This is a genomic window from Marinobacterium sp. NO-S09, assembly GCF_059179545.1.
The window spans coordinates 2,676,300-2,701,333 of sequence record NZ_CP168954.1 but is presented as its reverse complement, the minus strand read 5'-3'; the positions used below and the strand labels follow the sequence as shown (position 1 = coordinate 2,701,333).

The following is a 25,034-nucleotide window of genomic DNA, read 5'->3' as shown; positions in this document are numbered from 1 at the left end:
TGTTGCGTATGCAGGCTGTAGATGAGTTTCGTTTTGAAGTGAATGGCCGTCTGATGGCGGCTAGGGCATTGGGGCCGGAAGATGGCATTCCTGTGCTCGCACTGCATGGTTGGCTGGATAATGCCGCCACCTTCAAGGCTCTGGAACCATTTCTTCAAGGTGTAAGGCTGGTGGCTCTTGATTTGATGGGGCATGGCTTTTCGGCGCACCGCCCTGAGGCAGTTCCCTACTATATCTGGGATAACGTTGCCGATGTGGTTGCAGTGGCGGATGAGCTGGGCTGGCAGCAGTTTCATCTGCTGGGCCACTCAATGGGGGCGGGTATTTCGTCTCTGTTGGCTGGAGCCATGCCGGAGCGCGTGTTGAGTCTTGTGCTGATTGAAGGGCTTGCTCCACTTGCTGATGCGCCTGAAGATCTGCCGCAGAAAATGGCGCAAGCCATTCGCCGACATCAGCGTACTTCAAGGCCTCCGCGATACTATGACAGTATGGAGGCTGCAATAGAAGCGCGAATGAATGCCCGTTTCCCTGTGGGCAAGCAAGCGGCTCGCTGGCTGGTTGAGCGGTCTGTCGTCCATACTGCCAAGGGGTTTCGTTGGCGCAGCGATTCAGCTTTGGTGTTGCCATCGGTGTTGCGCTTGAGTGAAGACCAGATACGTGCGTTTTTGCGTGCGATCACTGCTCCTGCGCTGTTGGTGCTGGGCGAAGAAGGTATCGCCAATGAACTTCTGGAATCACGTGCGTCTGAAGTAAAGGGGCTGCAAAGGCTGGTCTTGCCCGGCAATCACCACCTGCATATGGAGCAGGAACCCGCGCAAACAATTGCGCACACAATCATGGAGTTCTATCGCGGACTCTGAACAGGAGTGCTTCGATGTTGAGATTGACCCTTACACGGCTGTTTTCGGTAATGGCCTGCTGGCTGCTTGCCACGCACTCCCTGCGGGCAGAAACCCCGCTTAATCTTGATCCCTTTCCGCTTGCAAGCGAGATCAATCAAACGGAGCGATCCGACCCCGATTATCGGCTGATGTTGGGGGGTATCATCAAAATCAACGGCCTTATCCGTAGTGATCGTGAGCAGCGTCTGAATGCCAATCTGCTCGGAACCACCTGGCAGCTGCCTTCCGGCTACTCTCCTGAGTCCGGTTTCAACTTCATGCGCAAGCAGTTGATGGACAAGGGTGGACGAGTTTTGTTCGAGTGTGCTGGTCGTCAATGTGGTCCCAGTAATCTCTGGGCTAATGAGATCTTCAAGCAGGCCAGGCTCTATGGTGTCGATAGCTCCCAGTTTTATGCCGCACTGGAGCTGGATCAGGGGCATGTGGCGCTCTATGCCGTGCGACGTGGCAACGGGCGGGTCTATCTGCACATGGATCTGCTGACCAATGACAACCTTGCCGCTACGGAGTTGGTTGAGCTTGTGCGTCAGAGGGGGTATGCGCAGGTAGTACAGTGGCCGGAGTCTCGTGATATCGCTGTTCAGTCTTTACAGGATCTGTTGGCAGAGTTCCCGTCCCGAAACATGGTGCTGGTGGTGCACTGGCGCAGTCGAGATCTGGATCTTTCAATAACACAGTCACAGGAAGCGGCGGACCGTCTGAAGCGTACTCTGGTTGAGAAGGGAGCTTCACCGGACAGGATTGATGCGCGTGGTGTCGGTGCGCTGGTGCCCAGTGTGCTTGGCAGTCGGAGCAGTGTGGCGGTAGTGATGATGCAAGAGAAGTGAGGGCATACCTCACTTCTCTTATGTTGTGCGAAGACTTACTTGATCAGTGACAGGAATTCGTTGCGAGTTGCTTCGCTGGAACGGAAGGAGCCCAGCATCATTGAGGTGGTCATGGATGCGTTCTGCTTCTCCACCCCGCGCATCATCATGCACATGTGCTGTGCTTCAATAACAACGCCAACGCCGGCAGCGCCAGTGACAGACTGAATTGCCTCAGCAATTTCCTTGGTCATGTTTTCCTGAATCTGCAGGCGGCGGGCATACATGTCGACGATGCGTGCAAGCTTGGACAGGCCCACGACCTTGCCCTGAGGAATGTAGGCTACATGCGCCTTGCCGATAAACGGAAGCAGGTGGTGCTCGCACAGGGAGTAAAGCTCAATGTTGCGCACCAGTACCATCTCGCTGTTATCAGACGGGAACAGGGCGTCATTGACGACCTCATTCAGTGTCTGGGTGTAGCCACGCGTGAGGAACTTCATCGCCTTGGCGGCACGTGCGGGCGTGTCCTTCAGTCCTTCTCGCTCAAGGTCCTCTCCAAGCTGTTCGATGATCTGGGAGTAGGCTGTTTCCATCGTGGTTCCTCGACTGTCGCGGCAACGGGCTAAAAACGGCGTAAATTACTTGAATATGACACTGGGGTAAAGAGCCAGCACCCGTTGGTGCTGTTGGTCCAGTCATAATCCGCCCATAAGTTTCAGCTTCAATGCGACGTTGGTACGTGATTCCGCGTTCTGCAGGGCCTCTTCAATGGTGATTTTGCCGGCTTCATACAGGTTGAGCAGGCAGGTGTCGAAGGTGTGGGCTGATGTGCTGCTGCTTTGATCAATCGCTTCACGGATACGGGAGTACTCGCCTCTGGCGATCAGCTTGTTGATATAGGGGGTGTTGATCAGTACCTCTGTGGCGGGGATGAAGTTTCCATCCACGTCATGGATAAGGCGGAGCGCGACGATGGCACGCAGGTTCAGGGAGAGGTCCGCGTTGATCTTGTGGCGGCTGTTCTCATGGTAGAAGTTGGTCAGGTGCTCTACGGCCTGCACTGCGTTGGTCGCGTGCAGGGTCGACAGGCAGAGGTGGCCGGTTTCGGAGTAGCGCATGGCGTGCTCGACGGTGTCCTTGTCGCGGAGCTCCCCAATCATGATTACATCCGGTGCTTCACGGAGCGCGTTCTTGAGGGCGTTGTCATATGACAGGGTGTCCACGCCGACCTCGCGCTGGTTGATCAGGGAGCGCTTGTTGGTGTGCAGGAACTCGATCGGGTCTTCAACGGTAAGAATGTGACAGGCGGTACGTTGGTTGCGGTGTTCGATCATGGAGGCCAGGGCGGTTGATTTACCCGAGCCGGTTGCACCGACCATCAATACCAGGCCGCTGCGTAACATGATGAGGTTTTCCAGTACCTTGGGAAGTCGCAGTGAGTCCACCGACGGGATCTGGTGGCGAATCATGCGGATGACCATTGCTACATCGCCGCGTTGTCGATAGACGTTGACACGAAAGCGACCAATGCTTTTGATCTCATAGGCGAAGTTCAATTCCATCTCGTCACGGAATTGCTGCGCCTGGTGCTCATTCATCAGGCTGTGTGCCAGCTTGTCGATATCATCAGGCATCAGCTCGGTGTCATCGGCTGATTTGATAATGCCCTGATTCTTGATTTGAATGGGGGTGTAGCTACTGAAGAAAAGGTCCGAGGCCTCGGTTTCGGCCATCATTTGGAGGTACTTGTTCAAGTCGACCATGCTCTATCCCTAATCAGACGTTTCAGGCTGTTTAAGCATAGTCGGAAATGGTCAGGATGCCTGTCTTTTCAGTAATACATACACAGCGCCGGTACCGCCGTCACGAGGCTGTGCAGAGCAGAACGCGAGTACATTATTGAGCTGTCGCAACCAGTCGTTGACACAGGATTTGAGCAGTGCGGGCTGGCCGGGTTGGGTGTAGGCCTTGCCGTGCACGACAAGTACGGCGCGCAGGTTCTGGCGGCAGGCGTCACGAATGAACAAACTGAGTTCATCGCGTGCCTGGTCTACGCTGTAACCATGCAGGTCCAAACCGCCCTCCCATGGAATATGTCCCTTGCGCAGGCGTTTCAAGGTAGCGAACTGCACGCCAGGGGCAGCAAACAGAAGCTCGTCGTTGGAATCGAGAATGTCTTTCGCCTCGGAGGACAGGCCATCAATGACACGCTCAACTTCACGCTCGGCAGCCTGGCGGCGGTAATGGCTGGCATTATCCTGTCGCGGTTTGATACGCGCAGGCGCCTGGCCCAGGTTGTGATGGCGGTCATGCTTGAGGGGAGTTACTCCCTGCATGGCATCGCCAAAGTCGAGATCGTCGTCGTGGTCTTGGTCAGAGTTATAAGACATAGCGTTCAAAGTTGGTTTTAAGTAACATGCTGCCCTCATTAGCAATCTATTATCAGGCGATACATGAAGTCGGATCAAGCCGCTGTTATTTCTGAATTGCATACCCTCAGGGACTTTATGCGCTGGGCATTGAGCGAGTTCAGTCGTCACCAGGTGTTTTTTGGTCACGGTCATGCCGAGGCCTGGGATGAAGCATCACAGCTGGTGTTGAATGCCGTTGATCTGTCCTGGGATACCAATCCGGCGGTGCTGGACGGGCGCCTGACCCAGGCAGAGAAAGCCCGTGTCGTCGATTTCGTGTCCCAGCGGACGCTTGAGCGCAAGCCCTTGCCGTATATCACCGGTGAAGCCTGGTTTATGGGGCTGCCTTTTAATGTGGATGAGCGGGTGCTTATTCCCCGTTCTCCTGTGGCGGAGCTGATAGCTGCCGGCTTTGAGCCCTGGCTGCGCCCGGGGCCAGTTCACCGTATCCTTGACCTTTGCACTGGCAGCGGCTGTATCGGTATCGCCTGTGCCTATGCATTTGAAGAGGCTGAAGTGGACCTGGCGGATATCTCGACCGACGCGCTTGAGGTAGCCCGGGGTAATATCGCCAGACATGCCCTGGAAGATCGAGTACGTGCCTGTCAGGGCGATCTTTTTGCGGCGGTTGAGAGTGAAACCTATGACCTTATTGTCAGCAATCCGCCGTATGTAGATGCGGATGATCTGGCTAATATGCCTGAAGAGTATGGCCATGAGCCTGCTTTGGCACTGGGTTCAGGGCCTGACGGGCTCGATATTACACGCCGTATCCTGCAGCAGGCTGCTCAGCATTTGACGCCCGAGGGCCTGCTGGTGGTCGAGGTGGGCAATAGCGAAGTCCATCTGATGCAAAGCCTTCCTGAGCTGCCCCTGGTATGGGTTGAGCTGGAGCAGGGCGGTAACGGTATTTTCGTGATTACGGCCGAAGAGCTGCGCGCTCACGCCGATTTGTTATAACCCCAATGGCTGGCTTCGCCGGTCATTGAACTGAATCAGAGAAGATAGATGTCCGGTAACAGCTTTGGAAAACTGTTTACAGTCACTACGTTCGGTGAAAGCCATGGTCCTGCACTGGGATGTATCGTTGACGGCTGCCCTCCGGGAATCGAGCTGAGCGAGGCCGATTTGCAGGCTGATCTTGATCGGCGCAAACCCGGTACCTCGCGTCATACGACTCAGCGCCGTGAGCCTGATGAAGTACGCATTCTGTCCGGTGTCTTTGAAGGCCGTACTACGGGTACATCGATTGGTTTGTTGATCGAGAACACCGATCAGCGCTCCAAGGATTACTCCAATATCGCGGAGACCTTCCGCCCGGCCCATGCTGACTACGTGTATTCGCACAAATACGGGTTCCGTGATTATCGTGGTGGCGGGCGCTCATCGGCACGTGAAACGGCCATGCGCGTTGCTGCCGGTGCCATTGCCAAGAAAGTGTTGGCAGACAAAGGCGTCCAGGTGCGTGGGTATCTGTCTCAACTGGGTCCGATTGCCATTGATCAGGCCCGTTTCGACTGGGATGAAGTTGGTCGCAATCCGTTCTTCTCCCCGGATGCCGAAGCTGCCGAGCAGATGGCGGAGTACATGGATGCGTTACGCAAGGAAGGTAATTCCATCGGTGCGCGCATCTCTGTTGAGGCTACGGGTGTTCCGGTAGGGCTGGGTGAGCCGATCTTCGACCGTCTCGATGCAGACCTCGCTCACGCGTTGATGAGCATTAATGCTGTCAAAGGCGTAGAAATTGGTGATGGCTTTGCAGTTGTTAACCAGAAGGGTACCGAGCACCGTGACGAGATGACGCCGGAGGGCTTCCTGTCCAATCATGCCGGCGGCATTCTGGGCGGAATCTCGACAGGTCAGGCGATCAGTGCTCATATTGCACTCAAGCCGACTTCGAGCCTGCGTCTGCCGGGTCGCAGTATCAATGCTTCAGGTGAAGAGATTGAAGTGGTGACCAAGGGCCGTCATGACCCCTGTGTCGGCATCCGTGCTACGCCTATTGCCGAGGCGATGATGGCTATCGTACTGCTGGATCACCTGATGCGTGATCGTGGTCAAAATGCGGATGTGACTACAGATTTGCCGGTGCTGGCAGATGTACCGGCCCAGGGTGATTAATTCACCCGTCTAGTATGTAAGGATTTTCTGCAAGGCCTGTTGTTTTAGCTTGAATTTTGAGCAAAACGCGGTTTAAATTCGCAGAAATTTGATCAGTCCCAACCCTTTGGGGTGCATCGGTCTGGCAGTGAACAGGGTATGAGGGATTCCCGAGTATCAATGTGACGCTGCTCTGACGCTGGTGTGGCCCGGAAGGTTGGGTTTTTTCTTTTTTAACTCTGTGAAAACAGACTTGTCTGGAGTTATCGCCCATGCAAGAAGCGAAAGACCTGTCGTCCGAAGTGATCGACCAAGAGACGCCAGGCAGTGTGGCCGATTGGCCCGCTTACACCCAGGGTGACGATGAAGAGCGCCTGGACTTCTTCATCGAGCGTGACGGTCATCGTTACGCCGGTACTCACCTGATCATCGATCTGCGTGGCGCTTCGTGCCTGGATGATCTGGAGGTGATGGAGAAAGCCCTGCGCGAATCCATCAAGGCGGCCAAGGCGACACTGCTGCATATCCACCTGCACCATTTTACCCCTAACGGTGGTATTTCCGGTGTGGCGGTATTGGCCGAATCGCATATCAGTGTGCATACCTGGCCTGAGCGCAACTTTGCTGCATTTGATGTGTTCATGTGTGGTGAGTCCGAGCCCGCCAAGGCTATTCCGGTTCTGGAAGCGGCATTCTCGCCTGATCAGGTGGATGTCGAAGAAATTCTGCGAGGCAAGGTAAGCATCGATGACGACGACTATTTTTCGTGAAGGACTGTACGAAGGGTACGGTCAGAGCTTCACTCTTGATGAGGTGCTGTTTGAGCATCGCACCGAACATCAGGAACTGATTATTTTCCGCAACCGTGACTTCGGTACGGTGATGGCGCTGGATGGTATTATCCAGACCACCGAGCGTGATGAGTTTGTTTACCACGAGATGATGACGCATGTGCCGATTCTAGCCTACGGTGCGGCACGTCGTGTGCTGATCATTGGCGGTGGTGACGGCGGTATTCTGCGTGAAGTGCTACGTCATGATAGCGTTGAGCATGTCACCCAGGTCGAGATTGACCAGGCCGTGATCGACATGTGCAAACAGTATCTGCCCAATCATTCTGCTGGTGCCTTTGACGATCCGCGTGCCAATATTGTTATTGCCGATGGCGTGGACTTTGTCAGTGAGTGTCGGGATCGCTTTGATGTGATCATCTCTGACTGCACTGATCCTATCGGTCCGGGTGAAGTATTGTTCAGCAGCCGTTTCTATGAAGGTTGCAAGCGTTGCCTGAATCCGGGTGGCGTGTTTGTGGCCCAGAACGGTGTACCCTTCATGCAGCAGGATGAAGTAATCACCACCCGTCAGCGCTTGTCACCGTATTTTGCTGATCAGAGCTTCTACAATGCGGCGGTGCCGACCTATGTTGGTGGAGTGATGACCTTTGCCTGGGCCAGCGATAACGCTGACCTGCGTGAGCTGGATGTGAACACACTGGCTGAGCGCTATGAGCAAAGCGGCATACGTACCCGTTACTATAATCCGGCGCTGCATGCAGCCAGCTTTGCGCTGCCTCAATATGTACTGGATGCACTGAGTAAAGCCTGACCCCTGCTGTTTTGAATACCCGAGCCGGCCTTGTGCCGGCTTTTTCATGTCGGAAACAAAGATGCCATACGTACGACTTTCAGGCTTTTATTACTTTTACTTTGCGCTCCTGGGTGTGCTTGTTCCCTATTGGACGCTGTATTTGGAATCACTCCGTTTCGGTCCTGAGGTTATAGGTCTGCTGATGGGGATGTTGCACCTGACGCGCGTGCTGGCCCCTAATTTGTGGGGGTGGTTGGCAGACAGAACGGGTCAGCGGGTTCGTATTGTGCGTTTTGGTGCGCTGGCTGCGACGCTCTGCTTCGTGCCGATTTTCTGGCAACAGGGTGCGCTGGGTGTCGGGTTAGTGATGTTGGGGTTCAGCTTTTTCTGGAACGCGGTGTTGCCACAGTTCGAAGTGATTACCCTGCAGCACCTGGGCAAGGCATCTCATGAATACAGCCGTGTGCGCGTGTGGGGTTCTATCGGGTTTATCTGTGCGGTTATTGCTGTGGGCGGGGTGCTGGACCTTATTGGAGTGGCTTGGGTGCCCTGGGTAGTGCTGGGGCTGCTGGCGCTGATCTGGCTGAACACTCTATTGATCAATATGGGGGCTGCAGATTCCGTGGAGCGGCCAATGGATAGCGTTGGTATTTGGCATATCCTGCGACAGCCTCAGGTGGCTGTCTTTTTTGCAGTCTGCTTTCTGGTCCAGTTTGGGCATGGGCCCTATTACACCTTTTACAGCGTGCTGATGCAGGATCTGGGCTATGGTCGGACCGCAATTGGTTTGCTCTGGGCGCTGGGTGTGCTGGCCGAAGTGGGTATTTTTCTGCTCATGCCGCGTTTACTGGAGGGGCTGGGTCTGCGGAGCCTGATGCTGATCAGTCTGCTGCTCTGCGTGTTGCGCTGGGGGCTGATCGCAATGCTGCCGGAGTCGCTGGGTGTCATGCTGTTTGCACAGCTTCTGCATGCGGCGACCTTTGGCTGTCTGCATGCGGTCGGGATTGCTCTGGTGCAACACTATTTCACGCCCGCTACCAGTGGGCGGGGTCAGGCGTTGTTCTCAAGTCTGGGCTTTGGTGCAGGTGGTGCCATCGGTGCAGTGGTAAGTGGTCTCATGTGGGAATCGCTGGGGCAGCACACCTTTCTGGTGGCATCCTTGGCTGCGCTGATTGCCTTTGGGCTGGCTTGGGTCTGGATCAAGCCAGATCTATGGCAACCCTTTGATCGATGAAGTTGTTTTGCACTGCAGTTGCTATAGTATGAAACAAATGACATGTTGATGAGTCGGGGTAGTCATGAACTTCAAGATTGATGTCGAAATGACACCGGAAGAGCTGCGCAGGGCATTGGGGTTACCGGATGTTTCTGCATTGCAGCAGGATATGATCGACAAGGTCAGGGAGCAGATGGAGGCGGGGGCTGAAGGTTATGACCCGCTGACGTTGCTCAAGCCTTACCTCAATAATGGTCTCGGTTCGATGGAAGCCTTCCAGAAGCTGATGTTCGGCATGATGAATCAGTATGGAAAAGGCGGTCGCGACGCCGACTGAATGGCCGACTGAATGGATAGTTTTATTAGATGAGCCAGAATGGATCAGGAGAAGCAGGCGTGCGGATTCTGCGAAAGTATACCAACCGTCGACTATATGATACTTCGCGCAGCTGTTATGTGACCCTTGAGGACGTAAAGCAGCTGGTACTCAATGGCGAAAATTTTCAGGTTCAGGACTCCAAAACCGGCAATGATCTCACCCGGAATATTCTGCTCCAGATTATCAGTGAGCAGGAAGCCGATGGACACGGCACACTGTTGACCAATCAGGTGCTGCAGCAATTGATCCGCTTTTATGGCGATAGCATGCAGGGCATGATGAGCCAGTACCTTGAGCAGAGCATTGCAGCCTTTCTGGAGCACCAGGACCGTATCCGCGAACAGATGCAGACCATGATGGGGGCAGCCAACCCGCTCACCATGATGGGGCGTTTTGCAGATCAGAACATGGCGGTATGGAACATGTTTGCACCCAAGCCGGGTGAATCGGCACCGGAAGCAGAAGAGAAGGCCTCTGAAGAGGCAAAAGATGCACCTGCAGATGATGCAGCCAAGGACGATAAGCCCAAGTCCTGATGTCAATGATCCAGGCTCTGGTTAGTCCGCCTCTTGTAGCCAGTCTTGTATGGCTGCAGGAACGGATTTCAGGGCCTTATTTCCCATCAGTGTGCCGATATGGCCGGCACCGATTTCCAGTGACTGGTATTGTTCCTGCTTGCAAATCTGCTCCAGTGCGCGTGATGCGTTGGGCGGTACCAGGTGGTCGTGTTTGCCGTAGATGTTCAAAACAGGTGCGGCCAGGCGGCTCATATCGACTTTAAAGTTTCCTGAATCGAACTTCCCATCCAGTAGGCGGTTGTGTTGGAAAAACAGTTCAACAAACTGCTGTAGAGCTCTTCCAGCCAGGTCCGGACAGTCATTTAACCAGCGTTCCATCAGCATGTATTGCGCAACCGAATCAGGTTTTTCAACAAGACGTGGTGCTGTTGTCAGGTGTTTCAGCTGGCCCAGTCGCATGGGTTGCAGTCCTGAGAAAACCTGAGTGACCAGTGGGCCGGGAATATTACCGTATGCACTCACCAGCTGCTGAATGTCGACCCCGCGGTACAGCTGGCTCAGGGTAAAGTCGGCGGCATGGAAATCGACCGGCGTGACCAGGGTGACCAGCCGGTTAACCAGCTCTGGGTGCATGGCGGCATAACAGAGGCTGAATACTCCTCCCTGGCAGATGCCGGTCAGGTTAACCTGGGGGCTGGCGGCGTGGCTGGCAGCGGCCTGGATGCAGGCGTGCATGATCTGGTTGACGTAATGCTCAAGCCCACGAAAGCGCTGGCAGCGTTCGGGCTGCCCCCAGTCAATGAGATACACACTGAAACCCTTAGCAACCAGTGCTTCAATGAGTGAACTGCCGGGGGCCAGGTCCAGAATCCAGGGGCGATTGACCAATGCATAGCAGAGCACCAATGGGCGTTTATGGCGAGGGCGTTCAGGAATGAACGCGCGCAAGCAAACCCCTTCGTTCTGCCAGATGATCTTGTGGCTGGAGTAATGGTGCTGGCATTGTGTGTTGAGCAGTGGGGTGGCTGAACGTTGCAGCTGTTCGCGCTCCTGCACAAGGTTCCTGTTCAGAGCGTCGGCATCAGTGTTTATCACGGTCAGAGCCTTGAATGATGCTTTGCATATCGAGCATCTGTTGTTCCAGTTGCCAGACGCGGTCCTGCAGAGTCTGGTGTTTGAGGCTTAGCTCATCATATTCCGCCAGGCTTACCAGGCCAAAGCGTTTGCACAGGTGGTCGGTCAAGGCTTGCCAGTCCGCTCGCACGCGACTGCCTGCGTCAACCAGTTGATTGAAGCTGGTAATAAAGTCGGGTTGTCTTAATGCGTTATTGAAACGTGCTTCGAAAATATCGACCCAAAGCGTGTGCAGGGACTGAATGTCGTTAACGCCTTCTGATTCAAGGCGATCTGCCAGCTCATTCAGGGATGCCTGGTTTATGTGGCTGAGCTGCTGCTGATGCGTCTGCTGTGCCTGCTGGAACAGAATCAGGCTGCTCAACAGGTTTTGGCTGTGCTGTAGCAGTGAGCGCGGCAGGCTGGACAGTTGCTGTATGCGTTGCAGGAAGGATTCAATATCACTGCTTTGCTTGGCAGGATCAGGTGAGCGGCTCAGGAACGGAGACAGCAACGCCAGCTGGTCCGGCAGGAAACAGCTGGAATTGATCCAGTCATGACACAAACCATCCAGATGCTGACGGTAGGTGTCCAAAAGCTGTTGACGTGACAGCTGGCCATCGTTGCTTTGTTCGAGCAGAGACTGGGCCAGATTTTCAAATCGCTGGTTGAGCTGCGTCATTTGCTGCAGCAGATCGACGGCCTGGGGCTCCGAGTGCTCGGGAATACGATCAAGTGTTGACTGCCACTGCTGAAGCCAGCGGGCCCCGTCGTTGGACTGCTGCTCGAGCTGGTCAAGCCATTGTTGCAGTGCATTCCGGAAATACTCGGACAAAACGGGGTCTCCGCAGGTTCAGGGGCGTTCCGCCCATCTTAAACGAAGCTGTCAGGCAGTTAAACGGCCTCCGGCAGCATGTTTAACAGCTCACGGGCGGCATTGCTCAAAGTGCGGTTGCGGTGGTGAATACAGCCCAATGGACGGTAGACCGCTTCGGTGCCGGTTTCCAGTCGGTGCAGGCTCTGATCAATCATGGTTTCCGGTAACAGACTCCAGCCCAGCCCGACGCTCACCATCATGCGTATAGTGTCCATATAGTCGGTACTCATCCCCAGATTGGGTTCGAGGCCTTGCAGTGCCAGGTGTTGTCGCACGCGCTGATGAGTAAATGTATCGGTACCGGGCAAAATGGCCGGGTAGCGGTTCAGTTCATCCAGGCTCACCTGGGCGGCACTGGCAAGCGGGTGGGTTTTGGCGACCACGTACTGGAGGCGGTCCGACCAGAGCGTGCGAGCCAGAATACGGTCATCAGCTTCCGGTGCCAGTGTGATCAGTGCCAGTTCAAAATCACCTTTTAGAACACCTTCATAGGCAAACTCAGACGCGGCAAAGCGAAGATCAAGCTCAACCTCGGGAAAGCGGTTGATGAACGCTTTAAGCACAGGGGGTAAGCGATGCAGGCTGATGTGGTGGCTGGCAGCCAGTGTGAGCTTGCCCGCTACTTCACCGGCATTTTCCTTGATCAATTTTTCTGCGTCTTCGAGCGCGTGCAGAATGTCACGTGCCTTGGGTAACAGGCGGCTTCCCGCTTCGGTCAGAACTACTTGACGCCCAATACGGTCAAACAGGCGACAGTCCAATTGATCTTCAAGCAGGGCGATGCGCTTGCTGACGGCGGACTGGGTTAGAAAGAGTTTCTGGGCCGCCTGTGAGAAAGAGTGGCTGTCAACGACGGTAACAAAGGCGGTGAGACCGGCAGTATCCACGGCAGTATCCTGTCTTGAAAGCTTGGATTAAGACTAGCATTCCTGACAGGAATCCAAAAGATAAAAAATATGAATTTGTTTATTTGAGGCGGCTGCACTAGGATGGACCCCGAATTACGCCAAGGTGCTGCACGAATACAGGGGAGAGAAGCATGGCTGGCAAAACACTTTACGACAAGCTCTGGGATGATCATCTCGTTCGTCAGAATGAAGATGGCAGTGCGCTGATCTATATTGATCGCCAGATCCTGCACGAAGTTACTTCACCACAGGCTTTTGAAGGCCTGCGCCTGGCGGGCCGCAAGCCCTGGCGCATCGACGCCAACCTGGCGACACCTGACCACAACGTGCCGACTACCGAGCGCTCTGCCGGTGTCGACCAGATTGCTGATCCGGTATCCCGCATTCAGGTGAAAACCCTGGACAGTAACTGTGACGAATTTGGTATCACCGAGTTCAAAATGAACGACCAGCGTCAGGGTATCGTTCACGTGGTGGGCCCTGAGCAGGGTATGACGCTGCCGGGTACTACGGTGGTGTGCGGTGATTCCCATACCTCTACGCACGGTGCCTTCGGTGCGCTGGCGCATGGTATCGGCACCTCTGAAGTTGAGCATGTGCTGGCGACCCAGTGTCTGATCGCCAAGAAAATGAAAAACATGCTGGTACGTGTTGATGGTGAGCTGGGTGCGGGTGTAACCGCCAAGGATGTGGTGCTGCATATCATTGGCGTGATTGGTACCGCCGGTGGCACGGGTCACGCCATTGAGTTTGGTGGCACAGCCATGCGTTCAATCTCCATGGAAGGTCGCATGACCATCTGCAACATGGCGATTGAAGCGGGTGCTCGCGTTGGTCTGGTGGCTGTTGATGACACCACCATCGAATACTTCCGTGGTCGTCCCTTCTCGCCAAGCGAGGAGCAGTGGGATGCGGCGGCGGCTGCGTGGAAGCAGCTGGTATCTGATGATGATGCGCAGTTTGATACCGTCGTCGAAATCAAGGCTGAAGATATCCAGCCGCAGGTCACCTGGGGTACATCGCCGGAAATGGTTGCGCCTGTCAGTGCGCTGGTGCCAAACCCCGATGCCGAAAACGATGCGGTCAAGGCAGATGGTATTCGCCGCGCCCTGCAGTACATGGGTCTGCAGGCAGATCAGAAAATCACCGATATCAAGCTGGATCGTGTCTTTATCGGTTCTTGCACCAACTCGCGTATTGAAGACCTGCGTGCCGCTGCTGAAGTGGTGAAGGGACGTAAGGTTGCAGCCAATGTGAAGCAGGCGCTTGTGGTGCCGGGCTCGGGTCTGGTGAAAACTCAGGCGGAAGCTGAAGGTTTGGATAAGATCTTCATCGAAGCCGGTCTGGAATGGCGTGAGCCAGGCTGCTCCATGTGTCTGGCGATGAACCCGGATAAATTGGGTCAGGGCGAGCATTGTGCGTCTACATCCAACCGTAACTTCGAAGGTCGTCAGGGCTTTGGTGGGCGTACCCACCTGGTGAGCCCGGCCATGGCAGCCGCTGCTGCGGTTGCCGGCCATTTCGTCGATGTGCGCGAATTGATGCAGTAAGGAGACCTGTGATGAGAAAATTTACCCAACACACCGGTATTGCTGCACCGCTGGATCGTTCCAATGTCGATACCGACATGATCATCCCCAAGCAGTTTTTGAAATCGATCAAGCGCGCGGGTTTTGGTCCCAACCTGTTTGATGAATTGCGTTACCTGGATGAAGGCCAGCCGGACCAGGATTGTGCCGGCCGTCCTCTGAACCCGGATTTCGTACTGAACCAGTCGCGCTATCAGGGAACCAGCGTGTTGCTGGCCCGTGAAAACTTCGGTTGCGGCTCAAGCCGTGAGCACGCGCCCTGGGCGCTGGATGATTTCGGTATTCGTGTCGTAATTGCACCGAGCTTCGCCGATATTTTCTACAACAACTGCTTCAAGAACGGGTTGCTGCCGATTGTTTTGCCTGAAGCGCAGGTAGATCAGTTATTCAAGGAAGTTGAAGCCAATGAGGGTTATCAGCTTACCGTTGATCTTGAGCGTCAGGTGGTTGTAACCGCCAGTGGTGAAGAGTTTGCCTTTGAGGTCGATGGCTTCCGCAAGCACTGCCTTTTGAACGGTCTGGACGATATTGGCCTGACGCTGCAACATGCCGACGAAATCAAGGCCTACGAGGCCCGTCGTCGTGAAGCGGCTCCCTGGCTGTTCGATGCCATCAAGTAACCGATTCAAGCTGAAGGAATTATAAACACATGGCTAAAAATGTACTGGTATTGCCGGGTGACGGCATCGGTCCCGAGATTGTAACTGAAGCGCGCAAGGTGCTTGAGCTGGTAAACGAGCGCCACGGCCTTGGCCTGGAAATCAACGAAGCGCTGGTCGGTGGCGCGGCGATCGACGCCACGGGTGTACCTCTGCCCGACGAGACGCTGGCTGCTGCCAAAGCTGCTGATGCCATTCTGCTGGGTGCTGTAGGTGGTCCGAAATGGGATACCAATCCTGATTTCGCTATCCGTCCGGAAAAGGGCCTGCTGGGCATTCGTTCACAACTGGAGCTATTCGGCAACCTGCGCCCTGCAATCCTGTATCCGCAGCTGGCGCATGCGTCCACGCTGAAGCCGGAAGTTGTGTCGGGTCTGGATATCCTGATCGTGCGCGAGCTGACTGGTGGTATCTACTTCGGCCAGCCGCGCGGTGTGCGTGAGAAGGAAGGTGGTATTCGCGAAGGCTTCAACACCTACGTGTACGACGAAAACGAGATTCGTCGTATCGGTCGCGTTGCCTTTGAGGCTGCTCGTGCCCGTGACAAGCGCCTGTGCTCTGTCGACAAGGCCAACGTACTGGAAGTGACCGTACTTTGGCGCGAAATAATGGAAGATCTGGCGAAAGAATACCCGGATGTAGAGCTCAGCCACATGTACGTGGATAACGCCGCCATGCAGTTGGTGCGTGCGCCCAAGCAGTTTGATGTGGTGGTTACCGGTAACATGTTCGGTGACATCCTGTCCGACGCGGCAGCCATGCTGACCGGCTCTATCGGTATGCTGCCGTCCGCTTCTCTGGATGAAAATGGCAAGGGCATGTACGAACCCTGTCACGGTTCTGCGCCTGATATTGCCGGCCAGGGCAAGGCGAATCCGTTGGCAACCATCCTATCAGTCGCTATGATGTTACGTTACTCTCTGAATGCAGGTGAAGCTGCGGATCAGATTGAAGCGGCCGTCAGCAAGGTGCTGGACCAGGATCTGCGTACTCCGGACATCATGTCCGAAGGTATGAAAGCAGTCACCACCGCCGAAATGGGCGATGCAGTGGTAGCAGCCTTGAATGCCTGATCCCTCGATCAGTGCATAGTGTGCGGGCAAGACCCGCAATGGCGGGTATCCGGTTTTCGGGTATCCGCTTTGTCGTATTCAGAGACATGATTTACAGAAATCCATCAATTTGGGGGCACGAATGAAACGTGTAGGTTTTGTAGGCTGGCGTGGTATGGTCGGCTCGGTTCTGATGCAGCGCATGCTGGAAGAGAGCGACTTCAATCATATTGCGGAGCCGGTTTTCTTCACCACATCTCAGGCCGGAGCGGCTGGACCCGACATCGGCAAGGATATTCCGCTGCTGAAAGATGCGCGTGATATTAACGAGCTGAAGCAGATGGACGCCATTGTCTCCTGTCAGGGCGGCGACTACACCACCGAAGTGTTCCAGAAGCTGCGTGAATCCGGCTGGGATGGTTACTGGATCGATGCTGCTTCTACCCTGCGTATGGTAGACGACAGCTTGATCGTACTGGATCCGGTCAACATGGATGTCATTGAGAAAGGCATCGATGCTGGCATCAAGAATTTCGTTGGCGGTAACTGCACCGTATCCCTGATGCTGATGGGTCTGGGTGGCCTGTTCAAGGCGGGTCAGGTTGAGTGGATCTCGTCCATGACCTACCAGGCTGCATCCGGCGCCGGTGCCAAGAACATGCGTGAGCTGATCACCCAGATGGGCCAGATTCATGCCGGTTCCGAAGCCCTGCTGGCTGATCCTGCTTCTGCCATCCTGGATATCGACCGTCAGGTCGTCGATACCATGCGTGCTGATGCCTTTGCTACCGATAACTTCGGTGTGCCGCTGGCTGGCTCTCTGATCCCCTGGATCGACAAAGCCGTTGCCGACGGTCAGAGCAAGGAAGAGTGGAAAGGCTACGTTGAAACCAACAAGATCCTGGGTCTGTCCGACAGCCCGATCCCCATCGACGGTACCTGCGTACGTATCGGCGCCATGCGCTGCCACAGCCAGGCGTTCACCGTGAAGCTGAAGCAGGATCTGCCGCTGGATGAGATCGAGCAGATGATCGCCGAAGCTAATGACTGGGCAAGCGTTGTCCCGAATGAGCGTGAGGCCACTATCAGCGATCTTTCGCCGACCAAGGTAACAGGTACTCTGAGTGTGCCGGTTGGCCGTCTGCGCAAGATGAAGATGGGCCCTGATTACCTCAACGCTTTCAGCGTAGGTGACCAGCTCCTCTGGGGCGCTGCCGAACCGCTGCGTCGCATGTTGCGCATCCTGCTGGAACGCTGATTAATCAGCGTAATATTTGGCAAGACCTCAGCCCGACTTATGTCGGGCTGTTTTGATTTGAGAACGGGATAAAATGACATTGAATGTGGCACTGCTGGGCCCTGCCAGCCTCAAGGGTGAAAAACTGCTTGAATTACTGGATGAGTCCGAACTGGAAATTGATCAGATTCAGCTTTTCGAAGATGAAGACCAGGCCGGTCGCAGTCTGATGTTTCGTGGGCATGCGTCACGCACACGTGCCTATGCTGATTTTGACCCTGATACGCAACAGCTGGTTTTCGTTGCTGATGCTGAGCTGGCGCCTGGTGTTCAGGCAAAGTTGCAAGGTCTGTCTAAAGGGTATGTGATTGATCTGTATCCGGAAAGATACACGGATTCTGATGTTTTCCTGTGTTTGCCTGCAATCAATGGCGCGACGCTGACATCGCTTGACCCAGGTCGTGTTATCGGTGTTCCAGGATCGGCTACTATTACGGCAGCCTTGGCACTGTATCCGCTGCATGAAGCCTATGAGCTCCTCAAGGTCAACCTGACAGCCTTGGTTGCTGCATCTGAAAGTGGACGCGAAGGTGTGGAGTCGCTGGCCCAGGAGACAGCTCGATTGATGAATGGTCGTGAGGCTGAGGCAAGCTTCTTTGGCCAGCAGTTGGCGTTCAATATGCTGCCTGATGTCGGAGATGTTCAATCCAGCCGTCAGACCAGCAGCGAGCAATTGTTGCGCGAGCAACTGCAGGTTTTGTTGGGTGAAGATCTTGAAGTTGAAGTGAGCACAGTGCGTGTGCCTGCGTTTTACGGCAACCTGGTTACGGCTCAGGCTGAAACGCGCAAGGCTGTCGAGATGGATCAGGTTCAAGAGATCATGGATCGCGCCGATTCAGTACGTTATGACCATCAGGCGCAGAAGCAGCCGAGTCCGGTGAGTGATGCCGTTGGTCAGGATGTGGCGGTTGTGCACCGGATTCGTCAGGATGCTGAAGAAAGCGGCGGCTTTGCACTGCAGGCAATTGGCGACGATTTAGGTCTGGGTGGTGCGTTAATGGCATTGCAGGTCGCACAGCGCCTGGTGTTGAGGTAGTGCTCGATGGCCGTGGTTGCTTGACCGGCCATCAACTTATACATAATACTTGCAATCACTGTGATGGAGCCGTAACCCTCTGATTCGTAGCATGGGATGAAGGGGTGGGCAGATGAATACAAAAGGGAGTATCCGATGCTGCGTAAACTAGCCTTAAGTCTTGCGGTCTCAGCAGCCCTGGGCGTCTCGCACGCAAATGCCCTGGGTTTGGGCGAAATACGAGTGAACTCCGCGCTGAATGAGCCTCTTGACGCTGAAATCAGGCTGACGCAGGTTCGCGATCTGTCCCCTCTGCAGATCCAGCCACGCATGGCGTCGCTGGATGAATACGCTGTAGGTAGCAGCGCGCTGGGGCGGTACCTGAGAGATATCCAGTTTCAGGTGTTGGTGTCACCAGAGGGTTCGGGCCGTATTCTGCTGCGTTCCTCTGAGCCGGTGCAGGAGCCCTTCCTGAACTTTATGGTTGAAGTGAACTGGCCCAGTGGCCGCCTGGTGCGAGAATACACGCTGCTGTTGGACCCGCCAGTTTTTGATGCGGCGCCGGCAGTGCGCTCGACACCTGCCGTTTCGGCTCCAGCCCCTGTTACACGAACGCCTCAACCTGAATTCAAGCCAGCTGCCCCGGCAGCCAGTGCCGATAACATCCGTACACGCGCCGGCGATGGGCAGGTGTACGTGGGTGTAAATGACACGCTTTGGGAGCTTGCCAAGCAAAACAAGCCCGCCGGTGTGACCGAGCACCAGATGATGCTGGCGTTGCTGCGCAAGAATCCCCAGGCTTTCCCGTCAGGCAATATCAATGCCATGAAGGCTGGCGTAGTGATGGATGTGCCGAGCAAGGCCGAGGCAGAGACGCTTTCCCATCGCGAGGCTGTCGCTGAAGTTGCGCGTCAGATGAAGCTCTGGCGCGACGGCAAGGCGGGCATGACCAGCAAGCCTGCTCCCGTGGATGTCAGTAAACAGCCCGCACAGAATGGCGAGGCTGCAGATAATGCCGCGACCGCGGATGCGGGCGATGATAGCAATGTCAACGCTAACGAAGGTGCTGCTGATGCAGGTGAGCAGGGTCAGCTGACCATTGTTGCCCCTGATGAGCAGGCATCCGAGTCTGACGCCAGTGCCCCGGCAGGGGAAAGTGTTGATAGTAGCGCCGAAGAGGGTGCTGCAGCTCAGGACACCGAGCAAACCATCACGGATGTGAGTAGCCAGCTCGAGAATGAAGTGCTGGTCGCTCAGGAAAAAATTGATGTGCTCGAGCGTGAAAACGCCGATCTCAATGACAAGCTGAACTCCGTTCTGGAGCAGCTTGAATCCCAGACCCGTATGCTGGAACTCCAGTCCCAGCAGATGGCCACTCTGCAGGCTGAAATGAGCCGTCAGGATGAAGCGGCCAAGTCGCAATCCCCGCTGGATACCGTGATGGAAAACCCGACTCTGTTGGGTGGTATAGGTGCGGGTGCGCTGGCCATTCTGGCTGGCCTTTGGCTGGCCCTGCGTCGCCGTGGCGCAGATAAACCGGAAAAGGGAAAGCCCGACCTGGTAAACGTGCCGGAAAATCTCAAGGAGCGTGAAGAACCTGAAGTGCCGAGCGCTGCTGTTGCTGCCGGCGCAGCAGGTGTTGCCGCGGGTGCTGCCCTGGCTGCTGATGATGACGACAGTGACGAGCTGCCCAAACACGCGCCACTGTCTGATGAAGAAGATGATGACTTTACGCGTCCCACCATGCAGTCTCTTGCGCCTGAAGAAGAGCAGGCTGATCTGGGTGATGACTTGCAGAGCCTTGATCTGGATATGGATCTGGACCTGGATGAGCTTGATACTCAGGATGGCGTGGATGACAACCTGTCAGACACGGTCAGTGAGCTGGATGCAGCTGAGTTCGATCTTGGCGTTGAGGAGCCAGAAGGACCGGAAGAGCCTGAAGCTGAGGTGGGTACTGAAGATGATGCTCTGGAATTCCCGACAGCCGACGCTGAAGAAGCGTCTGAGCCAGTAGTAGATGAAGACGAAGAGCTGGAGTTCAAGGTTGCGCCTCTGTCTGCAGAGGAAGATCAGGATTCGGATCTGGATGCACTGCTTGGTGGTGATGATACCTCTGACGATCTTGACTTCATGCTCGCTGATAACGATGAGCCGACCGAAGCCACTGATGAGACCATCGACGGTGATGATGAGCTGGAAGCACTTTTCGGCGCCAGTTCTGAAGAGGCGCGCGTTGAAGCGGCATCCGATGAAGATGACCGCACGGTTGCCGATACTACGCTGCATGAAACCGTAGAGCCGCTGGCGGATGACGATTACGAAATCGACTCTGAGCTGGATGCCATGCTCGCAGGCTCGGCGGATGATGACGAAGAAGACGCCGTAGACCTGTCGGGTTTTGAAGCGGACTCAGCAGAAGATGACCTCGATAGCCTGCTGGCTGACTTTGATCCTGTGTCTGAAGACGATGGAGCAGATGAACTCCAGCTGCGTAATCCGGTGGAAGAGGAGCTGACGTCCAACATTTCGCATGACCTCGAAATGGATCTCGATTCTGAAGTCGACGAGATGCTCAACAGCACAGACGATGAGATCGAGTTGAGCGAAGAGCGTAATGATGAAGCGGTTGAGATTCTCGACAAGATGAATCTGCTCAGCGGTACGGATGAGACCGAAACCAAACTGGATCTGGCACGCGCTTATCTGGAAATGGATGATCGAGAGGGCGCACGTGATATCCTTCAGGAAATTACCAGTGAAGGCTCCCAAAGTCAGAGGGAGCAGGCACAGAAACTTCTGGATACGCTTGGCTGATAAACGTTAATGACACAAGAAAACACGACCGACGGGGCGATTTCTATCGCCCCTTTTCGTTATGCGCTCGCCATTGAATATGTCGGCGCTGCTTATAGAGGCTGGCAGCTGCAGGCCTTTGATAAAGTTCCCACCATTCAGGCAGAAGTAGAGCGGGCACTGTCCGTGATTGCCAACCACCCCGTTCAGGTTGTGTGTGCCGGCCGCACCGATGCCGGGGTAAATGCCAGTCATCAGGTTGTGCATTTTGATGCCTGGGTAGAACGCCCAGAGCGTGCGTGGGTATTGGGTACCAATGTGCACTTGCCGGATGATATCTCCGTGAAGTGGGCAACAGAGGTCCCGGGCTGCTTCCATGCCCGCTTTTCCGCCAAGGAAAGGCGTTATCGCTATCTTATCTATACTTCACCCTCAAGGCCGGCCATCCTGGCGGGCGGCGTCACCTGGACACACCGTCATCTGGATGTGGAGTTGATGCAGGAAGCCGCAGCGCACCTTCTGGGTGAGCATGACTTTACATCCTATCGGGCGGTGGGCTGTCAGGCTAAAAGTCCGGTTCGCGAAATTCGCAGGTTGGATGTTTACCGTACAGGGCAACTGGTAGTGATTGATGTAAGCGCCAATGCCTTTTTGCATCACATGATTCGCAATATCGCAGGTGTTCTGATGTCCGTTGGTGCCGGTGAGCGGTCAACAGAATGGGCGCGGGAAGTGCTCGAAGCGCGGGATCGTCGGCAGGGTGGAGTAACAGCGCCGCCGGACGGCTTGTATTTCGTGGATGTGCGTTACCCTGAGATGTTCAATCTGCCGCAGGCGCCTTTGGGCCCGCACTTTCTGCCTTCGTCAGACTGACGCTGGCGAGGGGCTCTGATACTATTAGCGGCTTGATAGATCGGGAGAATCCATGAGTACGCGGGTAAAAATTTGCGGCATTACCAAACTGGGCGATGCGCTTTCGGCAGTAGAAGCCGGCGCGGATGCGTTGGGGTTCGTTTTCTATGCGCCCAGCAAACGCTATGTCACGCCGGAGCAGGCTGGCGTAATTATCCGCAAGCTGCCACCGTTTGTAACGACGGTGGGGTTGTTCGTGAATGCTGATGAGGACTATGTGGAGTCGGTGCTGGCAACGGCGCAGCTTGACCTTCTGCAGTTCCACGGTGATGAAAGTAACGCCGACTGTTTGCGTTTTGGACGCCCTTTTATCAAGGCGCTCAGGGTCAAGCCTGACCTGGATTTGATGCAGGCGTTCAGCGCGTATCCAGATGCTCGCGGTATCCTGCTGGATGCATACCGTCCCGGCGTTCCGGGTGGCACCGGTGAAGTGTTTGATTGGGATCTGATTCCAGATGAAATTGCTGGTGCGATTACCCTGGCCGGCGGTCTGGATGCAACCAATGTGGCGCGTGCAGTTGCTGCTGTAGGGCCCTATGCAGTTGATGTGTCGGGTGGTGTGGAAGCAGCACCCGGCCAAAAAGATGGCGCCAAGGTATCGGCGTTTGTCGAGGCAGCCAAGACTGCTGCCTGACCGTATTCAATAGAATTACAGCTTTCACGGTCGTTATGAACGACCGGTACTGACAGGAACGAGTAACATGAGTAACTGGCTGGAAAAAATTGTTCCCTCTCTGGTTCGCAATGAAAAGAAGCGTACCAACATTCCTGAAGGGCTTTGGAAGAAGTGTCCCAAGTGTGACTCTATTCTGTATCGCCCGGAACTTGAGAAAAACCTGAATGTTTGCCCCAAGTGCGACCACCATATGCGTATCAACGCACGTCGTCGACTGGAAATGTTTCTGGATGAGAACACGACCCATGAGGTGGGCAGCGAAGTCACACCGGTGGATCGTCTCAAGTTCCGTGATTCCAAAAAATACAAGGACCGTCTGAGCGCAGCCCAGAAAGCTACGGGCGAAAAGGACGCGCTTATTGCCATGAAGGGTGAGGTCCAGGGCCTGCCGGTGGTTGCCGTTGCATTTGAGTTCAACTTCATGGGTGGTTCCATGGGGGCGGTTGTCGGTGAGCGTTTCGTTCGCGCTGCTCGCATCTCCCTGGAAGAAGGTATCCCGCTGATCTGTTTCGCTGCTTCCGGTGGTGCGCGTATGCAGGAGGCGTTGATCTCGTTGATGCAGATGGCTAAAACCAGTGCCGCACTGGAAAAACTGCGTCAGGCCGGCATTCCTTACATCTCGGTACTAACCGATCCGGTATACGGTGGCGTTTCGGCTTCTCTTGCCATGCTGGGTGATCTGAATATTGCCGAGCCCAATGCCTTGATCGGTTTTGCAGGCCCGCGTGTCATCGAGCAGACCGTGCGTGAAAAACTGCCGGAAGGTTTCCAGCGCAGTGAATTTCTGCTGGAGCATGGCCAGGTCGATATGATTATCAGTCGTGGCGAGATGCCGACTCGTATCGCCTCCATTCTGCGCAAGCTGAACAACTTGCCGGCTCAGGATGTTGTTGAAGAAGAACCCGTTGAAGTTGAGGCACCGGCGGAACAAGATGCAGACGCCTGACACGGCTGATTTTAAGCAGCTTAGGTTGCCGCAATGGCTGGAACGCATAGAGGCCTGCCATCCCGCCGAGATCGAGCTGGGTCTTGATCGACTGCAGCAGGTAGCCAACCGGCTTGAGCTGAAGCTTGATAGCGCATTCAAGGTGGTTGCGGGTGGCACCAATGGCAAGGGGTCGACCCTTGCCATGCTGGATGCTGTTCTGTTGGCCAGTGGCAAAACCACAGGGCGTTTCAGTTCGCCGCACTTTCTGCACTACAACGAACGTGTATTGCTCAATGGCGAGCCTGCTGAGGACGCCGCTTTTTGTCGTGCGTTTGTTGCCATTGAGCAGGCGCGTGGTGATATCCCGCTGACTTACTTTGAGTACGGTACCCTTGCGGCGCTGCTGATCATGTCGGAAGCTGGCGTTGATGTGATGCTGCTCGAAGTGGGGCTGGGTGGGCGACTGGATGCCGTCAATATCGTTGATGCTGACCTGGCACTAGTCTCAACAGTTGCTCTGGATCACACTGACTGGCTTGGGCCTGATCGCGAAAGCATAGGCTTTGAAAAAGCCGGCATTTATCGTGCCGGTAAGCCCGCACTCTGTGGTGATCCTGAGCCACCGCAATCGTTGCTTGCTCATGCAGAGCAGCTGGGTGCTCAGCTGTATGCACGCGGCCAGGCATTCGACTTTGAAGCTCATTCCGATAGCTGGTACTGGCAGGGTCAGGGTACAGCTGGCCCTGTTTCGCTGGCAGAGCTGCCCAATCCTGGTTTGCCACTGGCCAATGCGGCCATGGTGTTGCAGGCGCTACAGCTGATGCCTTGGCAAGTTTCCGAGCAGGCTGTTCGAGCCGGGTTGGCGTCTGTGCAGTTGACCGGGCGCATGCAGCGCTGCCAGTGGCGGAATCTTGACCTGCTGCTGGATGTGGCTCATAACCCCGAAGCGGCTGTGTACCTGTCATCACAGTTGGCTGGTTCTGAAGCGCCAGTGCATCTGGTGCTGGGTATGCTGCATGACAAGGACATAGGCTCTGTTATCGAAGCGCTGAGCGATGTGGTGGATCACTGGTATCCGGTCAGTCTCGATGTGCCGCGTGGCACTTCAGCTCAGGAACTGGCCGATTATCTGTCTCAGGCCGGTATTCAAGCCGCGCAGGTGCATTCGGCTGAGAGTGTTGCGCAGGTATTGCGTAAGCTGTCATCTGAAGGGGTAGAAGGGCAGGTTGTGGTCGCAGGCTCATTTTTTACCGTTGCTGATGCATTGGCGTGCATCACTGAAGGATAGAA

General features: G+C 55.2%; 25 protein-coding genes. 19 read left to right on the top strand and 6 right to left on the bottom strand.

The genetic code is table 11. The annotated features are described in order from the left end of the window. Positions 1–8: 8 nt before the first annotated feature. Positions 9–860, top strand: coding sequence for an alpha/beta fold hydrolase (locus O3C79_RS12550; RefSeq protein ID WP_494383365.1), 852 nt, complete (start codon positions 9–11; stop codon positions 858–860). A gap of 14 nt (positions 861–874) precedes the next feature. Continuing rightward, entirely contained in the window at positions 875–1,729 is an 855-nt protein-coding gene (locus tag O3C79_RS12545) for a DUF4892 domain-containing protein (RefSeq protein WP_494383364.1), read from the top strand. Positions 1,730–1,764: 35 nt separating this feature from the next. Here O3C79_RS12545 and folE read toward each other — a convergent pair whose 3' ends face one another. The 3 genes from folE to O3C79_RS12530 form a co-directional block, all read right to left on the bottom strand. Next, positions 1,765–2,304 carry a GTP cyclohydrolase I FolE gene (folE, locus tag O3C79_RS12540; protein ID WP_494383363.1) on the bottom strand — a complete coding sequence of 180 codons (540 nt, stop codon included), beginning with the start codon at positions 2,302–2,304 and terminating at the stop codon, positions 1,765–1,767. Positions 2,305–2,406: 102 nt separating this feature from the next. Further along, a complete protein-coding gene (locus tag O3C79_RS12535) occupies positions 2,407–3,474 on the bottom strand; it encodes a PilT/PilU family type 4a pilus ATPase (protein ID WP_010322933.1) in 1,068 nt (355 codons plus the stop codon). Between the two features lie 51 nt (positions 3,475–3,525). Continuing rightward, a complete protein-coding gene (locus O3C79_RS12530; RefSeq protein WP_494383362.1) occupies positions 3,526–4,101 on the bottom strand; it encodes a Smr/MutS family protein in 576 nt (191 codons plus the stop codon). A gap of 63 nt (positions 4,102–4,164) precedes the next feature. Between O3C79_RS12530 and prmB the strand changes: the two genes are divergently transcribed. The 7 genes from prmB to phaR all read left to right on the top strand — a co-directional run bounded on the left by prmB (position 4,165) and on the right by phaR (position 9,940). Further along, positions 4,165–5,082, top strand: coding sequence for a 50S ribosomal protein L3 N(5)-glutamine methyltransferase (gene prmB / locus O3C79_RS12525; protein ID WP_494383361.1), 918 nt, complete (start codon positions 4,165–4,167; stop codon positions 5,080–5,082). A gap of 48 nt (positions 5,083–5,130) precedes the next feature. Continuing rightward, positions 5,131–6,243, top strand: coding sequence for a chorismate synthase (gene aroC, locus O3C79_RS12520; RefSeq protein WP_494383360.1), 1,113 nt, complete (start codon positions 5,131–5,133; stop codon positions 6,241–6,243). A 251-nt stretch (positions 6,244–6,494) separates the two neighbouring features. Next, complete coding sequence (gene speD, locus O3C79_RS12515; protein ID WP_494383359.1) at positions 6,495–6,992, top strand: adenosylmethionine decarboxylase; 498 nt, start codon at positions 6,495–6,497, stop codon at positions 6,990–6,992. Beyond that, complete coding sequence (gene speE / locus O3C79_RS12510; protein ID WP_494383358.1) at positions 6,970–7,827, top strand: polyamine aminopropyltransferase; 858 nt, start codon at positions 6,970–6,972, stop codon at positions 7,825–7,827. The genes speD and speE overlap by 23 nt, the downstream gene beginning before the upstream one ends. Positions 7,828–7,888: 61 nt before the next feature. Further along, on the top strand, positions 7,889–9,043 hold the full coding sequence (locus tag O3C79_RS12505) for an MFS transporter (protein WP_494383357.1): 1,155 nt from the start codon (positions 7,889–7,891) through the stop codon (positions 9,041–9,043). Positions 9,044–9,107: 64 nt separating this feature from the next. Beyond that, entirely contained in the window at positions 9,108–9,362 is a 255-nt protein-coding gene (locus O3C79_RS12500; RefSeq protein WP_076461404.1) for a DUF6489 family protein, read from the top strand. A 59-nt stretch (positions 9,363–9,421) separates the two neighbouring features. After that, positions 9,422–9,940, top strand: coding sequence for a polyhydroxyalkanoate synthesis repressor PhaR (phaR, locus tag O3C79_RS12495; protein WP_494383356.1), 519 nt, complete (start codon positions 9,422–9,424; stop codon positions 9,938–9,940). A 21-nt stretch (positions 9,941–9,961) separates the two neighbouring features. On the opposite strand, the gene O3C79_RS12490 is transcribed toward phaR, so the two are convergent. From O3C79_RS12490 to O3C79_RS12480, 3 genes are read right to left on the bottom strand one after another with little or no spacing between them, the layout of a single operon-like run. Next, positions 9,962–11,017, bottom strand: a complete 1,056-nt coding sequence (locus O3C79_RS12490; protein ID WP_494383355.1) for an alpha/beta fold hydrolase — start codon at positions 11,015–11,017, stop codon at positions 9,962–9,964. Next, entirely contained in the window at positions 11,004–11,870 is an 867-nt protein-coding gene (locus tag O3C79_RS12485; RefSeq protein WP_494383354.1) for a poly(R)-hydroxyalkanoic acid synthase subunit PhaE, read from the bottom strand. Before O3C79_RS12485 ends, O3C79_RS12490 begins: the two co-directional genes overlap by 14 nt. Before the next feature lie 59 nt (positions 11,871–11,929). Continuing rightward, positions 11,930–12,799, bottom strand: a complete 870-nt coding sequence (locus O3C79_RS12480; protein ID WP_494383353.1) for a LysR family transcriptional regulator — start codon at positions 12,797–12,799, stop codon at positions 11,930–11,932. 152 nt (positions 12,800–12,951) lie between these two features. Between O3C79_RS12480 and leuC the strand changes: the two genes are divergently transcribed. The 10 genes from leuC (at position 12,952) to folC (ending at position 25,032) form a co-directional block, all read left to right on the top strand. Next, complete coding sequence (gene leuC / locus O3C79_RS12475; protein WP_494383352.1) at positions 12,952–14,370, top strand: 3-isopropylmalate dehydratase large subunit; 1,419 nt, start codon at positions 12,952–12,954, stop codon at positions 14,368–14,370. Positions 14,371–14,381: 11 nt separating this feature from the next. Next, the gene (gene leuD / locus O3C79_RS12470) at positions 14,382–15,029 is read left to right on the top strand and encodes a 3-isopropylmalate dehydratase small subunit (protein WP_494383351.1); all 648 of its coding nucleotides are present in this window, start codon (positions 14,382–14,384) and stop codon (positions 15,027–15,029) included. Positions 15,030–15,058: 29 nt separating this feature from the next. After that, entirely contained in the window at positions 15,059–16,141 is a 1,083-nt protein-coding gene (gene leuB, locus O3C79_RS12465) for a 3-isopropylmalate dehydrogenase (protein ID WP_010322947.1), read from the top strand. A gap of 121 nt (positions 16,142–16,262) precedes the next feature. Beyond that, the gene (gene asd, locus O3C79_RS12460; protein ID WP_494383350.1) at positions 16,263–17,378 is read left to right on the top strand and encodes an aspartate-semialdehyde dehydrogenase; all 1,116 of its coding nucleotides are present in this window, start codon (positions 16,263–16,265) and stop codon (positions 17,376–17,378) included. A 73-nt stretch (positions 17,379–17,451) separates the two neighbouring features. Then, positions 17,452–18,453 (top strand): Asd/ArgC dimerization domain-containing protein, encoded by a 1,002-nt coding sequence (locus O3C79_RS12455; RefSeq protein WP_494383349.1) that lies wholly within the window; start codon positions 17,452–17,454, stop codon positions 18,451–18,453. 135 nt (positions 18,454–18,588) lie between these two features. Further along, positions 18,589–21,249 (top strand): motility hub landmark protein FimV, encoded by a 2,661-nt coding sequence (locus O3C79_RS12450; RefSeq protein WP_494383348.1) that lies wholly within the window; start codon positions 18,589–18,591, stop codon positions 21,247–21,249. 9 nt (positions 21,250–21,258) lie between these two features. Beyond that, positions 21,259–22,101 carry a tRNA pseudouridine(38-40) synthase TruA gene (truA, locus tag O3C79_RS12445; protein ID WP_494383347.1) on the top strand — a complete coding sequence of 281 codons (843 nt, stop codon included), beginning with the start codon at positions 21,259–21,261 and terminating at the stop codon, positions 22,099–22,101. A 52-nt stretch (positions 22,102–22,153) separates the two neighbouring features. Beyond that, positions 22,154–22,774, top strand: a complete 621-nt coding sequence (locus O3C79_RS12440) for a phosphoribosylanthranilate isomerase (RefSeq protein ID WP_494383346.1) — start codon at positions 22,154–22,156, stop codon at positions 22,772–22,774. Positions 22,775–22,841: 67 nt separating this feature from the next. Further along, positions 22,842–23,762: an acetyl-CoA carboxylase, carboxyltransferase subunit beta gene (gene accD / locus O3C79_RS12435; RefSeq protein ID WP_010322953.1), complete on the top strand. Its 921-nt coding sequence runs from the start codon at positions 22,842–22,844 to the stop codon at positions 23,760–23,762. Further along, on the top strand, positions 23,749–25,032 hold the full coding sequence (gene folC / locus O3C79_RS12430; protein WP_494383345.1) for a bifunctional tetrahydrofolate synthase/dihydrofolate synthase: 1,284 nt from the start codon (positions 23,749–23,751) through the stop codon (positions 25,030–25,032). The genes accD and folC overlap by 14 nt, the downstream gene beginning before the upstream one ends. Positions 25,033–25,034: the final 2 nt, after the last annotated feature.